Origin of the sequence: Nocardioides marmorisolisilvae (assembly GCF_003725775.1) — a bacterium.
Classification (GTDB): domain Bacteria; phylum Actinomycetota; class Actinomycetes; order Propionibacteriales; family Nocardioidaceae; genus Marmoricola; species Marmoricola marmorisolisilvae.
In genome coordinates, this window is record NZ_RJSG01000006.1 from 99267 (window position 1) to 113148 (window position 13882).

12 protein-coding genes are annotated in these 13882 nt (G+C 70.4%); 3 read left to right on the plus strand and 9 right to left on the minus strand.

The annotated features are described in order from the left end of the window. On the plus strand, nt 1–942 hold the full coding sequence (locus tag EFL95_RS18470; protein ID WP_123235587.1) for a ParB/RepB/Spo0J family partition protein: 942 nt from the start codon (nt 1–3) through the stop codon (nt 940–942). A 73-nt stretch (nt 943–1015) separates the two neighbouring features. Here the strand turns inward: EFL95_RS18470 and EFL95_RS18475 are convergent, their stop codons facing one another. Beyond that, nucleotides 1016–1786, minus strand: a complete 771-nt coding sequence (locus EFL95_RS18475; RefSeq protein WP_123235588.1) for a lysophospholipid acyltransferase family protein — start codon at nt 1784–1786, stop codon at nt 1016–1018. An 89-nt stretch (nt 1787–1875) separates the two neighbouring features. On the opposite strand from EFL95_RS18475, the gene EFL95_RS18480 reads away from it, so the two are divergent. Both EFL95_RS18480 and EFL95_RS18485 read left to right on the plus strand, forming a co-directional pair. Continuing rightward, nucleotides 1876–3093: a pyridoxal phosphate-dependent aminotransferase gene (locus tag EFL95_RS18480; RefSeq protein WP_123235589.1), complete on the plus strand. Its 1218-nt coding sequence runs from the start codon at nt 1876–1878 to the stop codon at nt 3091–3093. A 14-nt stretch (nt 3094–3107) separates the two neighbouring features. Next, nucleotides 3108–3806: a GNAT family N-acetyltransferase gene (locus EFL95_RS18485; protein WP_123235590.1), complete on the plus strand. Its 699-nt coding sequence runs from the start codon at nt 3108–3110 to the stop codon at nt 3804–3806. Here EFL95_RS18485 and EFL95_RS18490 read toward each other — a convergent pair. From EFL95_RS18490 to EFL95_RS18525, 8 genes are all read right to left on the minus strand, one after another. After that, on the minus strand, nt 3760–4926 hold the full coding sequence (locus EFL95_RS18490; RefSeq protein ID WP_123235591.1) for an N-acetylmuramoyl-L-alanine amidase: 1167 nt from the start codon (nt 4924–4926) through the stop codon (nt 3760–3762). The genes EFL95_RS18485 and EFL95_RS18490 overlap by 47 nt on opposite strands. A 139-nt stretch (nt 4927–5065) precedes the next feature. Next, a complete protein-coding gene (gene trxA / locus EFL95_RS18495) occupies nt 5066–5392 on the minus strand; it encodes a thioredoxin (protein ID WP_123235593.1) in 327 nt (108 codons plus the stop codon). 74 nt (nt 5393–5466) lie between these two features. Further along, entirely contained in the window at nt 5467–6441 is a 975-nt protein-coding gene (gene trxB / locus EFL95_RS18500) for a thioredoxin-disulfide reductase (protein WP_123235594.1), read from the minus strand. A 112-nt stretch (nt 6442–6553) separates the two neighbouring features. Next, complete coding sequence (locus EFL95_RS18505) at nt 6554–7432, minus strand: hypothetical protein (protein ID WP_123235595.1); 879 nt, start codon at nt 7430–7432, stop codon at nt 6554–6556. Next, complete coding sequence (gene sigM, locus EFL95_RS18510; protein WP_123235596.1) at nt 7429–8082, minus strand: RNA polymerase sigma factor SigM; 654 nt, start codon at nt 8080–8082, stop codon at nt 7429–7431. The genes EFL95_RS18505 and sigM overlap by 4 nt, the downstream gene beginning before the upstream one ends. Beyond that, entirely contained in the window at nt 8079–9950 is a 1872-nt protein-coding gene (locus EFL95_RS18515) for a protein kinase family protein (RefSeq protein WP_148045106.1), read from the minus strand. Before EFL95_RS18515 ends, sigM begins: the two co-directional genes overlap by 4 nt. 57 nt (nt 9951–10007) lie before the next feature. Continuing rightward, on the minus strand, nt 10008–11678 hold the full coding sequence (gene murJ / locus EFL95_RS18520; protein ID WP_246005045.1) for a murein biosynthesis integral membrane protein MurJ: 1671 nt from the start codon (nt 11676–11678) through the stop codon (nt 10008–10010). Continuing rightward, nucleotides 11671–13803: a DUF6049 family protein gene (locus EFL95_RS18525; protein WP_148045107.1), complete on the minus strand. Its 2133-nt coding sequence runs from the start codon at nt 13801–13803 to the stop codon at nt 11671–11673. Before EFL95_RS18525 ends, murJ begins: the two co-directional genes overlap by 8 nt. Between the last annotated feature and the right edge of the window lie 79 nt (nt 13804–13882).

Here is a 13882-nt window from a genome sequence, read left to right on the forward strand (position 1 = left end):
ATGAGCGAGAAGCGACGAGGACTGGGCCGAGGACTCGGCTCGCTGATCCCGACGCAGCCCGAGCCCGGTGCAGAAACCACTACGAACCAGGGCGTACCGGGAGATACCGGTCCGGCGATGGTCGCGGGTGCCTACTTCGCCGAGCTGCCGATCACCGCGATCACCCCGAACACCCGCCAGCCCCGCCAGGTCTTCGACGAGGAGGCGATGGCCGAGCTGGTTCACTCGGTCAAGGAGATCGGTCTCCTGCAGCCGGTCGTCGTCCGCAGCATCGGCGACGGCCGCTACGAGCTCATCATGGGCGAGCGCCGTTGGCGCGCGACCACCGAGGCCGGCCTGGCCACGATCCCGGCGATCGTCCGGGACACGGGTGATGACGACATGCTCCGGGACGCCCTCCTGGAGAACCTGCACCGGTCCCAGCTGAACCCGCTCGAAGAGGCGGCCGCCTACCAGCAGCTGCTGGACGACTTCGGGTGCACCCACGAGGAGCTGTCGACCCGGATCGGCAGGAGCCGGCCGCAGATCAGCAACACCCTCCGACTGCTCAAGCTGTCGCCGGCCGTCCAGCGACGGGTGGCCGCTGGTGTCCTCTCGGCCGGCCATGCGCGGGCTCTGCTGGGCATCAGCGATGCAGGTGCCCAGGACCGTCTCGCGGCCCGGGTGGTGGCCGAGGGCATCTCGGTCCGGGGGCTCGAGGAGATCGTCGCCGTCGGTGTTGACGAGGACGAGGGCGAGACCGTCCGGTTCAAGGCACGGCGTCCGTCGGCACCCGGTCTGGCCGACCTGAACGACCGGCTCTCGGACCGGCTCGACACCCGGGTCAAGGTCAGCATGGGCAAGTCCAAGGGACGCATCACGATCGAGTTCGCGTCCCTCGGAGACCTCGAGCGGATCGTCGGCGTGATCGACCCGCGCAATCGTGACGACAGGCCGATCTAGGTCTTCAAGGATTCATCTCTTTGTCGACAAAGCAATAAATGACTAAAGAGTCTCAGGGCGCTGACCTGCAGGTTTAGGCGCTTCCCGACTTCTTGGCCTTGCGCTCAGCGCGCAGCCGGCGCTCCTCGGCGTACAACGCCGCGGCCTCGTCGAGGGTCGGTGCAGAGCCTCCGAAGCGGGCCGGCAGCCACCAGGAACCGGGCGGTTGCTCGCCAGCCGGGTGCGCCGTGATGAGCCGGTCGAGCATCGCCTCCATCGTCGTCTGCAGCTCCTTCGTGACGACGTTGGCGTTGTCCGCAGCAGTGGGGTGCAGGGCTTCGCCGATCTCGATGCCGACGGTCTTGTGGCGCTTGAAGTCGCGCGGCTTGCCCTTGGTCAGGAAGCGCTGGGTGCCCCAGAGAACGATCGGGACCAGGGGCACCCCGGCCTCCTGGGCGATCCGGACGGCGCCGGTCTTCACGGGCTGGAGCTCGAAGCTCCGGGAGATGGTGCCCTCCGGGAAGATGCCGACGCACTCGCCGTCGTGCAGGTAGCGGATCGCCTCGTCGATGCCGCCCTGACCCGAGGTGCGGTCGATCGCGATGTGGTGGAACGAGCGCATCACCGGGCCGCCGACGGCGTGGTCGAAGACCTCCTTCTTGGCCATGAACCGCGTCAGGCGGCCGCGCTCGACGCCCGGGTACCCAGCCATCAGGTAGTCCACGAAGGAGAGGTGGTTCACCGCGAGCAGGACGCCACCCTTCTCCGGGATGTTCTCCATCCCCGTCATCCGGATGTCGATGTCGCCGAGCTTGAACCAGGTCTTCGCGGCGGCGATGACGATCGGGTACGAGATGTCGATCATGGCCGAACCCTACGGGAGAGTAGGTAACGGCGAAATGCCCCGCGGATAACCCCAGGCGACGCCGGTACGCCGTCTGGAACACTTCTCCCATGCGCCGCATCGTCCAGTCCCGCAAGCTCCAGCACGTCCGCTACGACGTACGGGGTCCGATCCTGGTCGAGGCACAGCGACTCGAGGCCGAGGGCCACAAGATCCTCAAGCTCAACATCGGGAACCCGGCCCCGTTCGGCTTCGAGGCGCCCGAGGCGATCGTCGCCGACATGGTGCACAACCTGCCGGACGCGCAGGGGTACTCCGACTCCCGCGGCATCTACTCCGCGCGCACCGCGGTCGCGCAGTACTACCAGCAGCGCGGGCTCACCGACACCCAGGTCGACGACGTCTTCATCGGCAACGGCGTCTCCGAGCTGATCTCCCTGGTGCTCCAGGCGTTCCTCGACGACGGCAACGAGATCCTCATCCCCGCGCCGGACTACCCGCTGTGGACCGGAGCGGTCACCCTCGGCGGCGGCGTCCCGGTGCACTACCGGTGCGACGAGGAGAACGGCTGGAACCCGGACCTCGAGGACATCGAGTCCAAGATCACCGAGAACACCCACGCCCTGGTGATCATCAACCCGAACAACCCCACCGGCGCCGTCTACAGCGAGGAGACCGTGAAGGGTCTCGTCGACATCGCGCGTCGCCACGAGCTCGTCATCTTCAGCGACGAGATCTACGAGAAGATCCTGTTCGACGACGCGGTGCACCACCACACCGCGACGTACGCCAGCGACGACGTCCTCTGCCTGACGTTCAGCGGTCTGTCCAAGGCCTACCGCGTCTGCGGGTACCGGGCCGGCTGGGTGATGATCTCCGGACCCAAGCACCTCGCCGAGGACTTCCTCGAGGGCCTGACCCTGCTGGCCAACATGCGCATGTGCGCGAACGTGCCCGCCCAGCACGCCATCCAGACGGCGCTCGGTGGGTACCAGTCGATCAGCGAGTACATCGGTCCGGGTGGCCGCTTCTACGAGCAGAGCAAGCTGGCCGCGAAGCTGCTCAACGACATCGACGGCGTCAGCTGCGTCGAACCCATGGGTGCGCTGTACTGCTTCCCGAAGCTGGACACCGAGATGTTCGGCATCACCGACGACGAGGCGTTCGTCATCGACCTGCTGAGGGCCAAGAAGATCCTGGTCACCCACGGCACCGGTTTCAACTGGTTCGAGCCCGACCACTTCCGGCTCGTCACGCTGCCCGACGTCGACATGCTCACCGAGGCCATCGGCCGGATCGAGGACTTCCTGGCGACCCTGCGTCGCTGACCTACGATGGATCCGTGGGACGCCAGGTCGACCGACTGACCCTCGACAACCTGCCGGCACTGGCCGGGCACGGTGCCACCTGCACGTTCTGGGAGCTCGACCCGGTACGCCGCGAGCGGATCCGCGGGCACGAGGCGGAGGAGAAGGCCGCCTGGGTGTCCCTGATGCTGCGCGAGTGGGGGAGCGTCGGTCGCGTGGTCAGCGTCGACGGACGTCCGGCCGGACACGTGCTCTGGGCACCGGCACTGCACCTGCGCGGAGGAGACGGGTTCGCGACCGCGCCGGTGAGCAGCGACGCGGTCCTGCTCGGCAGCACCTTCGTCGATCCGGAGTTCCGCGGTGGCGGACTCGGCCGGGTCCTGATCCAGTCGATGGCCAAGGACCTGATCAAGCACGGCGGCATCGGGGCGGTGGAGACCTTCGGCGCGCACCGACCGCACCCGGGTTCGTGCGTCCTGCCCGTGGACTTCCTGCTCGCGATCGGGTTCCGCACCCACCGGGCGCACGCCCGGTTCCCGCGGATGCGGATGGACCTGCGCACCACCATCACGTGGCGCGAGGAGTTCGAGGCCGCTGCCGAGAAGATCCTCGGCGTGGTCAAGCGACCGAGCCGCAACCCGGTGCCGCAGTCACCGCGCGGACTGCAACCCGGCGTGCGACGTCAGGTCAGTGATCGTCCGACTCAGCAGCCAGGACCGAGCGGAGCTCACTGAGCCGCAGCACGCCGGTGTGCGCGTCCGCCTCCGGGCTGAGGTAGAACCGTTGGACGGCGACCACCACCGCCTCGGCGAGCACGTCGCGGAAACCCGGATCGGCCAACCGCTGGGCGTCGCCCGGGTTGGAGAGGTAGCCGGCATCGACCTGGACCGCCGGCATCCGGGTGCGCCGCAGGAACTCCCAGGCCTTGGCGTGGGTGCGCAGGTCGACGAGATCGGTCCGCGCGACGATCTCGCGCTGCACCAGGCTCGCGAACCGCTCGCCGGTCGAGGAGCGGGTGTTGTGCTTCTCGGACCCGAAGAAGTACGTCGCCACACCACAGGCGTCGGTGTTGGCCGAAGCGTCGACGGCCAGGGAGATCGACAGGTGCGCGTTCGCACGGTTCGCGAACTGGGCGCGCTCGGTCTCCTGGGTCGCATCCTCGACCTCGGCGCGGTGCCGCCCGCTGCGCGACGCGGTCAGGAACGCCTGCACCCCGGTCGCCACCAGGCGGCCCTCGATGCGTGCGGCCAGGTCGTGCACGATCTCGGCGGCGGTCTCGGCGTACTCATCCGGGAGGTGCTGTCCGGGCGAGGGGTCGATCACCACGATCTTGCCGCCGAGCTGCGGGCCGGCGTCACGGATCCGCTCCTGGGCCCGCATCGCGTTCGGGGCGCCACCACTGACCATCGGGGCGAGCTGGGCCAGCATCTTCAGCGTCAACGGGCCGCAGGTGCCGTCGGCCGGGATGCCGACGTTGCGCTGGAAGTCGCGCAGCCCGGCCTCGGTCTCGGGTCCGAAGTAGCCATCGACCCGGCCCACCTTGAAGCCGAGCTCCAGCAGCCGGCGCTGGAGGGCGAAGACGTCGTCGCCGGCCATCAGGCTGCCGGGCAGGTGCGTCAGGATCCGGTCGCCGAGGGTCCAGCGGGCTTCGTCCATCCGACGGAAGGTGGCGACGCCCACCACCCCGTCGACGTGCAGGCCGCGCTGCTGCTGGAAGGTGCGGACCGCGAGCTCGACCCGGTCGTCGAACGACCCCGGCAGGTCCCCCTCGATGAGGCCCAGCTGGTCGAGCAGGCCGACGATCTGCGTGACGGCAGGACCTGCATCGCCGTTGCGGAACGTCGTGGTCGTCACTAGGGGCTCCCGGGAGGTCGAGGTCGCAGCACTACTGAAACAGAACGCGCGCCCGGAACACTAGCCCGCTTCACAAACGGGGGTGGTTCCGGGCGCGCAGGTGCTCGGTGGTCGAGCGGTGCCTGTTCGGCCGATCCGGTCAGCCGATGATGTCGGCGAGCTCGCGCAGCAGCGCGGCCTTCGGCTTGGCGCCGACGATCTGCTTCACGACCTCACCGTTCTGGTACACGTTGAGGGTCGGGATGCCGGTCACGCGGTACGCGGCCGCGGTCACCGGGTTCTCGTCGACGTTGAGCTTCACCAGGCGCAGCTTGTCAGCGTGCTCGGTGGCGATCTCGTCGAGGATCGGGGCGACCTGGCGACACGGACCGCACCACTCGGCCCAGAAGTCGACCAGGACGGGGGTCTCGGACTTCAGCACCTCGGCCTCGAAGTCGGCGTCGGTGACGGCCTGAAGGTTGGCCATGGTTGCTCCTCGTTTGATTCGGTTGGCTTGCAGTTATTGAACAGGGGACCGGGGACATCCATTCCCGGCGGTCGTCAGGCGGACGCGCCCACCGCGGTCGCCTCTGCCGTCTTCTCGGCGTGCTCCTTGGCCGCGAGGTACCGCTCGGCGTCGAGGGCGGCTGCACATCCGCTACCGGCCGCGGTGATCGCCTGGCGGTAGGTGTGGTCGACCAGGTCGCCGCAGGCGAAGACGCCCTCCAGGTTGGTGCGCGTGCTGCGCTCCTGCACCAGCACGTAGCCCTCGTCGTCCAGGTCGACCTGGCCCGGCAGCAGCTCCGAACGCGGGTCGTGGCCGATCGCGATGAACAGGCCGGTGGCGTCCAGCTCGCGGGTCTCGCCGGTCACCGTGTCCTTCAGGGTCAGGCCGGAGAGCTTGTCGTCGCCGTGGATGGTCTCGATCGCCGAGTTCCAGACGATGTCGATCTTCGGGTCCGCGAAGGCACGCTCGGCCATGATCTTGGAGGCGCGCAGCTCGTCGCGGCGCACGATCAGGCTGACCTTGGAGCCGAAGCGGGACAGGAACGTCGCCTCCTCGACGGCGGAGTCGCCACCGCCGACTACGGCGATGTGCTGCTCGCGGAAGAAGAAGCCGTCACAGGTGGCGCACCAGGAGACGCCGTGGCCCGAGAGGCGGTCCTCGTCGGGGATGCCGAGCTTCTTGTAGCCCGAGCCCATCGCCAGGATGACGGCCTTCGCGGTGAAGGTGCCCTCCTCGGTCTTCACGACCTTCACCTCACCGGTCAGGTCGACCTCGATGACGTCGTCGGTGACCAGCTCGGCGCCGAAGCGCTCGGCCTGCGCGCGCATCTCGTCCATGAGCGCGGGGCCCTGGATGCCGTCGCGGAAGCCGGGGAAGTTCTCCACCTCGGTGGTGTTCATCAGCGCGCCACCGGCGGTGACGGCGCCCTCGAACACCAGCGGGTTCAGGTTCGCGCGGGCGGCGTACACGGCCGCGGTGTAACCGGCCGGGCCGGAGCCGATGATGATGACGTTGCGCGTCTCGGACATTGATCGCCTGCTCTGTAGTGGGTCTGCTGCTTCAACAGATCCTAGGCAGGCGCCATTCCCCGGGTGCGACCGGCGCGCGCACGTGGACGCGACCCACGCGGTGATGCAGGGGTCAGGCGGGAACAGTGGTGAAGGCGAGCACCTTTGAGCCGTCGCACGCCCAGGCCTCGACGAGCTGGGTTCCCGCGTTCGCGGGATGCACCACCAGGACGGCCGGCTGGTTGTCGAGCACGATCGGGTAGGTCTTGGTGCCGTCGATCTTCGGGCCAGCACACTGTCCGGCGGCACGCGCGAGCGCGAGCACGGTTGACTTCGACGCGTTGGCGTCCGCTGACTGCGGGGTCGGGACTGATCCAGACGTGTCCTCCAGGTCACCCGAGGCCTGGTCGGTGGTCGTCGGCGTGCTGCCCAGGGTGTACAGGCGGTTGAGATTCTTCGCGCCGCGCCGCGCCGCCTGGGCGAAGTCGATCCCGGAGACCTGGGTGGCGAAGGTGTCGGTGGTCAGCACCGGCACGCTGCGGAGTGCAGCGTTGAAGTCATAGCTCTTGCCGCTTGCCTCGGTCACGCTGTCCTCCGGCGACATCACCGGACCCGGCGGCGGCACGGTGGGGACCGCTGCGGAACCACCCGCGTCCGACGTGTTCGCCGAGTCGGCGCTGGCGCTCTTGTTGCTCGAGGTGTTGTCCAGGACCTGGCCCAACCCGACCGCTCCGGCGCCGGCGACGATCACCACCGCGGCGGCGGCGAGGATCCGCGGAGCCAGGCGCGAGCGACGGCGCAGCGGGACGACGACCGGGTCGTCCTCGTCCGGCACCGGCAGCGGGGCCTCCCCGCGGGGCGCGGCACCGGTCAGCTCGGCCAGCGTGGCCTCCAGTCGGGCGGCGACCTCCGCGGGGATCGGCGTCTCGACCTTCGCCGACGCGAGCAGGTCGCGGACCGCCGCGTGCGCGGGGTCGTCGAAGTCCGCGTCGTCGAATCGTTCGTCGGTCATCGTGCACCCCCTTCGGTCGCAGTACCTGAGTCTGACGCCGCCGCCAAGGACCCGGTTCCGGTGATCCCCGTCTCCTCCAGCAGCACCAGCAGCCGATGTCGCCCGCGGGCGCAGCGGCTCTTCACCGTGCCCGTGGGGCAGCCGAGCATGCGGGCGGCCTCCTCGACCGGGTACCCCTCCATGTCGACGAGCACGAGCGCGGCCTTCTGGTCCGGAGGCAGCCGGTCGAGAGCCTTGAGCAGCTGGGTGCGCTGGTCCGAGCGCACCGCCTCGACGGCCGGGTCGTGCACGTCGCTGGTCGAGGTGAGCACCGCTCCGCGGCCGGCGTACTCGTCGAGGTCGTCGGGAAGCGCACTGGCCGCGCGGACCTTGTTGCGACGCAGGCGGTCCAGGCTGGCGTTCACCACGATCCGGTGCAGCCAGGTCGTCACCATCGCCTCGGCCCGGAAGTCGGCGGCGCGGCGGAAGGCCGAGATCATCGCCTCCTGCAACGCGTCGGCGGCGTCCTCGGGGTTGCCGGTGGTGCGCAGAGCCACCGCCCACAACCGGTCGCGGTGCCGGGTGAACAGCACGCCGAACGCGTCGGGGTCGCCCTCGGCGTGAGCCAGGAGGAGGCCGGCGTCGTCGAGCTCGTCGAGCCGGACGCTCACGACCGGACCGTGATCTCGGCGATCTTGCCCTGGAACCCTCCGGAGACCTTGGGCAGCTTGGTCAACCAGATCACCAGGTAGCGGGTGCGCACCTTCGGGTCGAGCCGGAAGACCGCCGAGTCGCCGACGTCGCTCAGGGACGCGAGCCGGGTGGCGTCGGCCAACTCGGCCGGCGGGTCGTTCTCGCCGGGTGCGGTGCCGTAGAGCTCGACGTCGTTCGGCGTACCGACGAGCTTGACCTCGACGGACCCGACCTCCTGCTGGGAGCCGAGGTCGAGGACCAGGCCGACGCCGCTCTTGAGGCCGCCGAGGTGGGCGTCCCCGCGGTAGACGCTGGTCTGCCAGGTCGTGGAGGGGTTGCCGTCGAAGGCCCGCGGCACCTGCTGCGGGTTCTCCTCGGGCGGGTCGCCCTCGGGGTCGAAGTCCCCGGCCTGCACGATCGGGATCGGGGTGCCGGTGACCACCGGGGTCGGCGGTGCGGAGGTCGTCGGGGTCTGCGAGCCGGAGCCCGACGGGCTGTTGTCGTCGCCCTTGCCGACGGTGAACGCGGCGTACATCGCACCGGCCAGCGCCAGCACCAGAACCAGGATCACCAGGGTGCGCAGCCAGCGGCGCCGTCGGCGCGGCGGGGCGACCGTCCGCGCCGGCCCCGGCTCCTCCTCGAACGGCCAGAACCCGGTGTTCTGCCCGGTCGGCGGGTTCGCCCCCGCGGGCGGGGCCGGGATGCGACGTTCCTCGGTGGCGAACAGGGGTCGGTCGACCGGAGCCTCGAACGGCGGCGGCGGGGGTGCTGGTTCCCAGGCGTCGGGCTCGAAGAACTCGATGCTCTCCAGCGGTGGGCCGGACGCCATCGTCTCCTCCGGGTCGACCAGCGGCCGTGCGGGCGGATCCGGCTCGGAGGCGGGCTCGGAGGCAGGCTCGGGAGCAGGCGGTGGCGGCGGTACCGGCGCCGCCGCTTCTGGGGCCGGAACCGGGGCCGGGACGTCGACCACGGGGATGCCGTCGGTCCCAGTGGGGGCCTCGGGCGTCTCTAGCTCCTCCTGCATCGTCGGCAGGTCGACCGGAGCACCCGCGGTCGGGTCGCCGACGTAGTCGCTGAGCGCGGCCGCGATCTCGTAGGCGGACTCCACCGGCAGGACGTGCTGCGAGGCTTCCTTGTGCAGCACCCGGTCGCAGATCGCGTCCAGGGTGCGCGGGACCCCGGCGCGGACCTGGCGTGGGCGGAGCGGCCGGTTGCCCTCGCGCGGTGCCGGCGGCAGGGACGAGGGCGCGACGCCCGGCCAACGGCCGGTGAGTGCGGCGTACAGGATGCCGGCGAGGTCGATCACGTCGGCCTCGCGCGGGCTGATCTCGCCGTACGGCGAGGGCTCGGTCAGGTTCCGCTCGAACGCGGCGTTGACGACGAAGCCGATGATCTTCACCGCCCCGGAGTCGGTGACCAGCACCGCTTCCGGGTTGAGCCGTCCGTGGACGAGGTCCTTGGCGTGCGCTGCGGCGATCGCCTCGGCGACCTCGCGGGCCAGCCAGGCGGCCCGCATCGGCGGCAGCGTGCCCTGGGCGAGCATCACGTCCAGCGACGAGCCCTGCCCCCACTCGTTGATCACCCAGGTGGTGCCGTCGACGTCGTCGCAGTCCAGGACGCGCAGGAAGTGCTGCTCGGTGACCAGGGCCGAGCGCCGTGCGGCGTCGAGCACGGCCGGAGCGCGCGGGTCGTCGCTCGGGACGACGTGCACGGCGACGTTGCGGGCGAGCACCGTGTCGGTGGCGCGCCAGAACCGGGCACCGCCTTGCTCCGAGAGGAGGACTTCCAGGCGGTACCGACCGCCCAGCAGCGTGCCCGGGCTCATCGCGCGTGGCCCGTCGTTCACCTCAGCACAGCCCTCCTCGGCCGGTTTCGTCGCCCCATCGTAGGGGCGCGCCCACCTCTAGGGACGGATTCGCCGGGTCACGATCTGGGTGACCTCCGTGACCTCGGTCAGCCGGAACAGGCGCGCCAGCACGAGGTAGCTGCCCATCCCGACGCCGCCCATAAGCGCGAGCCGCACCAGCACCGAGAACTTGTCGGTGCCGTCGAAGGAGTGGTCCAGGCCGACGCGGGTCAGCCAGGCGAGGCCGGCCGAGATCGCGACCACCACCGCGATCCGTACGGCGAAGCGGACCAGGTCGCGCCCGCCGAGTCCGCCGGTGCGCACGGCCAGCTGCCGGAACGAGATCGCAGCGCCGACGGCGTACGAGATCGCGTAGGCGAGCACCAGCCGCGGTGCGGTGTCCGCGGGGTCGATGTCCCGGGTCAGCGCGACCGCGGCGACGATGTTCACCGCCGAGATCACGCACTGGATGGCGAAGACCCGCCGGTTCTGCTCGAGCGCGTAGAACCCGCGCAGCACCAGGTAGTGGCTGGTGAAGAAGAACAGGCCGACCGCGAACAGGGAGACCGACGGCACGAAGTCACCGGCCGAGTTCCGGGCCGAGCCGTAGGCCCAGATGATGTTGACCAGGTCGGGCGCGACCACCGGGATCAGCGCCAGCACCGGCAGCACCAGCGCGAAGGTCGAGCGCATGGTCGCGTTCACCGAGGAGGCCAGGGCACGCAGGTCGCCGGCGGCGGCGTACCCGGACAGCCGGGGCAGCACGGCGGTGGCCAGCGAGACGGTGATGATCGAGTGCGGCACCATCACCAGCAGGAACGCGTTCGAGTACACGGTGTAGCCGGTGCCGTCGGTCCCGGCAGCGGTACCGCCCGAGGCCAGCCGTACGACGACCGTGTAGGCGACCTGGTTGACCACCACGAACAGCACCGTCCAGATGGACAGGCGCAGGGTGTGCCCGAGCCCGGAGTGCCGGAAGTCGAAGCGCGGGCGGTAGCTGAAGCCCGAACGCTTCAGGTACGGGATCAGGATCAGGAACTGGACCGCGATGCCGATCGTCGAGCCGATGCCGAGCAGCGCCTCGGCGCCGGAGGAGTACGGGCCGGCCTGCTCGGCCTTGCTCGCGGTGCCGACGGTGAGCAGGTAGAGCACGATCACGAAGACCGAGATGACGTTGTTCGCGATCGGCGCCCACATCATCGGGCCGAAGCTGCGGCGCGCGTTCAGCACCTGGCCGACGAGCACGAACATCCCGTAGAAGAAGACCTGCGGCAGGCAGTAGCGGGCGAAAGCGATCATCGACGCGCGCTCGGCCGCGAAGTCGTGGGTGAAGTACTGCGGGTTGACCAGCAGCCGCATCACCAGGGGCGCGGCGACCACCAGCAGCACGGTGACCGCGGTGAGGAACAGCGCGGCGAGGGTGATCACCCGGTTGGTGTAGGCCTCGCCACCGTCGGCGTCGTTGCGGATCGCGCGCACCAGCTGCGGAACGAGCACCGCGTTGAAGACGCCGCCCGCCAGCAGGATGTAGAGCATGTTCGGCAGCGTGTTCGCGACGTTGAAGATGTCGGCGTGCAGGCCGGTGCCGAGCGCGGCGGCGAGCAGCGAGGTGCGCACGAAGCCGGAGAGCCGCGAGACCACGGTCCCGGCGGCCATGACCGCGCTGGAGCCGACGACCGACGGCTCGGCTGCTTCCTCGGGCCCGTCGTCGGGCCCGTGCTCAGCCACGACCCTTCCAGCGGTGCTCGACCAGGCCGCGGCGGACCCGGCGCAGGATCATCACGACCAGCAGCGCCCCGAACCCGATCAGCACGAACCAGATGGTCTTGCCGACCTGGCTGGTGCGCAGGCTGAAGGACAACGGGGTGCCGAGCTCGGTGCCGTCGGCGGTGACCGGGGTCAGCGTGATCCGGGTGACACCGATCGAGGAAGCCTTCGCCTTCAGCCGCAGGACCGTGCGCTCACCCGGGGCCATCTTCACCGGCTTGCTGGCCGCGACCGTCACGTCACTGGCGGACGTGCGCGGTTCCACGCCGACCTTCACCGGCTGGTCGAGGCCGTTGACCAGGGTGACCGCCAGGGTGCCCGAACCACCGGACAGGGTGACGAAGTCGGTGCCCAGCACCTCGACCTTGCCGATCCGGCTGCGGACCGCCGCGTTCGTGTCGAGCACCTGGACGCGGGTCCCGACCTCGTCGTCGCGGGCGTGCACCGAGACGGCGTTCAGGGCGGTCCCGCCGAGGGTGTGCTCGACGTGGTTCTCGGACAGCAGCAGCTGGGAGAGCGCGGTGCTGGTCTGGGCGAGCGTCCGGGCAGCCCCGATGTTCTGGCCGGGGATCTCCAGCTTGCGCTGGGAGTCGGGGTAGCCGAGCGAGCCGTCGAAGGTCGGGGTGCTCGGGTCGGTGTTCGGGCTGAGTGACACCAGGTCGACCCACGGCTGGTCGAGGCTGGTGAAGAAGTCGGCGGACTGCCAGGACGTGCCCGGGTCCCATCCGGCCGGCAGCTCGACGACCATCGGGCCGTTGGTCTTCTCGGTGGTGCGCAGCGCGGCGTCCGCCAGGATCCGCTGCCGCAGGGCGAGCGCGTCCAGCGCCGGGGTCGGTCCGGGGCCGCCGCTGGAGGCCTGGGCGTCGACGAAGGTCAGGTCCTGTCCCTTCGGCGCGAGCCACCGGGTCCGGGTGCGCGGGGTGCCGTGGTCGGAGACCAGCACCGTGGTCCGCGCCTTGAGCCGCGCGATGGTCTCGTCGGCCAGCCAACCGGTCGGCGGCGCGACCGTCGGCACGACGTCGATGCGCAGGTCCGCGAAGGTCTCGCTCGAGAGCTTGGTGGTCAGGCCGTAGAGCCCGGAGCGCGATCGCAGCAGGGCGGCGATGTCCGGGTCGGCGTACCCGAGTCCGAGGGTGGTGTGCCGGCGCGCCGCGACCTTGACCTGGTTCAGCCAGGCCGTCGCGTTGGCCTGGTCGACGGCGCCCTCGCGGTCCTCGGACCGCGACGGGGACTCCGACGGGCTGGGGCTCTCGCTCGGCCCCTCGTGGCTCGCCTTGCCCAGCGACAGCGCCGGGTTGCCGGCGGCGACGTCCGAGGCGGCGTCGAGCACGGCGGGATCGATCAGCAGCGTCAGCGGAGTCGGCCCGGCAGCGGTGAGAAAACCGGCGACCCGACCGAGCCTGCCGGACGGCTCGAGGAGGTCCGACCAGGCTGTCGGGTTGAGCAGCCGCGCCTTGGAGTCGCGTCGCACCTCCTGGCGGACCGGGACGACGAGCGCCACGGACGTGTGGGCCTTCTTGTCCTTGACCAGCGGGATGAAGGTGCGGTCCCGGCCCTGGACGCTGCGCTCGCCGCTCTCGGACTGGGCCAGCGCGTGGATGCCGACCCAGTAGACCCCGGGAGCCCCCGAGATCTGCAGGTCCTTGACCGGGACGGCGATCCGGAAGGACGCGGTCTGCGCCGGCTGGAGGTCGCCGAGGGTCTCGAAGTCGCCGATCTTGGTGATCCGCTCGCCCACGTCGGTGGTCGGGTCGGAGGCCGCCGCGGTGTCGAGCTCCTCGCGGGTGGTGATCGGCTGGAACCCGATGAAGGGGTGCACGTTCACCGACCGCCAGATGTCCTGGGAGCTGTTCGTGACCGTGCCTTCCAGCACCAGGTGGCCCTTGGTCGGGACCACCGCCGGGGTCATCCGGACGAGCCGGACGGTCAGCGGGGCGTCCGGGACCGGGGCGGGTGCGGCGCCTGCGGGGGCCCACGGCAGCAGCGTGGCGAGCAGCAGACCGAGCACCAGCGCGAGCACCGGGCCGCGGTTCCGGGCTGCGGGTCGCCGGAACGCGGTTCCGGACGACGCGCAGGGGTGACTCACACCCGCGATGCTAACGAGTCGCAAGCGGACGATTCCTCACGCCATGCAGGGGTGGTCGGCTCCGGGTGGGCCGGTGGGC

What these genes read in the sequence shown, in the direction of transcription:
- EFL95_RS18470 (WP_123235587.1), top strand. Translation starts at nt 1, where the DNA reads ATGAGCGAGAAGCGACGAGGACTGGGCCGAGGACTCGGCTCGCTGATC.
- EFL95_RS18475 (WP_123235588.1), bottom strand. Translation starts at nt 1,786, where the DNA reads ATGATCGACATCTCGTACCCGATCGTCATCGCCGCCGCGAAGACCTGG.
- EFL95_RS18480 (WP_123235589.1), top strand. Translation starts at nt 1,876, where the DNA reads ATGCGCCGCATCGTCCAGTCCCGCAAGCTCCAGCACGTCCGCTACGAC.
- trxA (WP_123235593.1), bottom strand. Translation starts at nt 5,392, where the DNA reads ATGGCCAACCTTCAGGCCGTCACCGACGCCGACTTCGAGGCCGAGGTG.
- trxB (WP_123235594.1), bottom strand. Translation starts at nt 6,441, where the DNA reads ATGTCCGAGACGCGCAACGTCATCATCATCGGCTCCGGCCCGGCCGGT.
- EFL95_RS18505 (WP_123235595.1), bottom strand. Translation starts at nt 7,432, where the DNA reads ATGACCGACGAACGATTCGACGACGCGGACTTCGACGACCCCGCGCAC.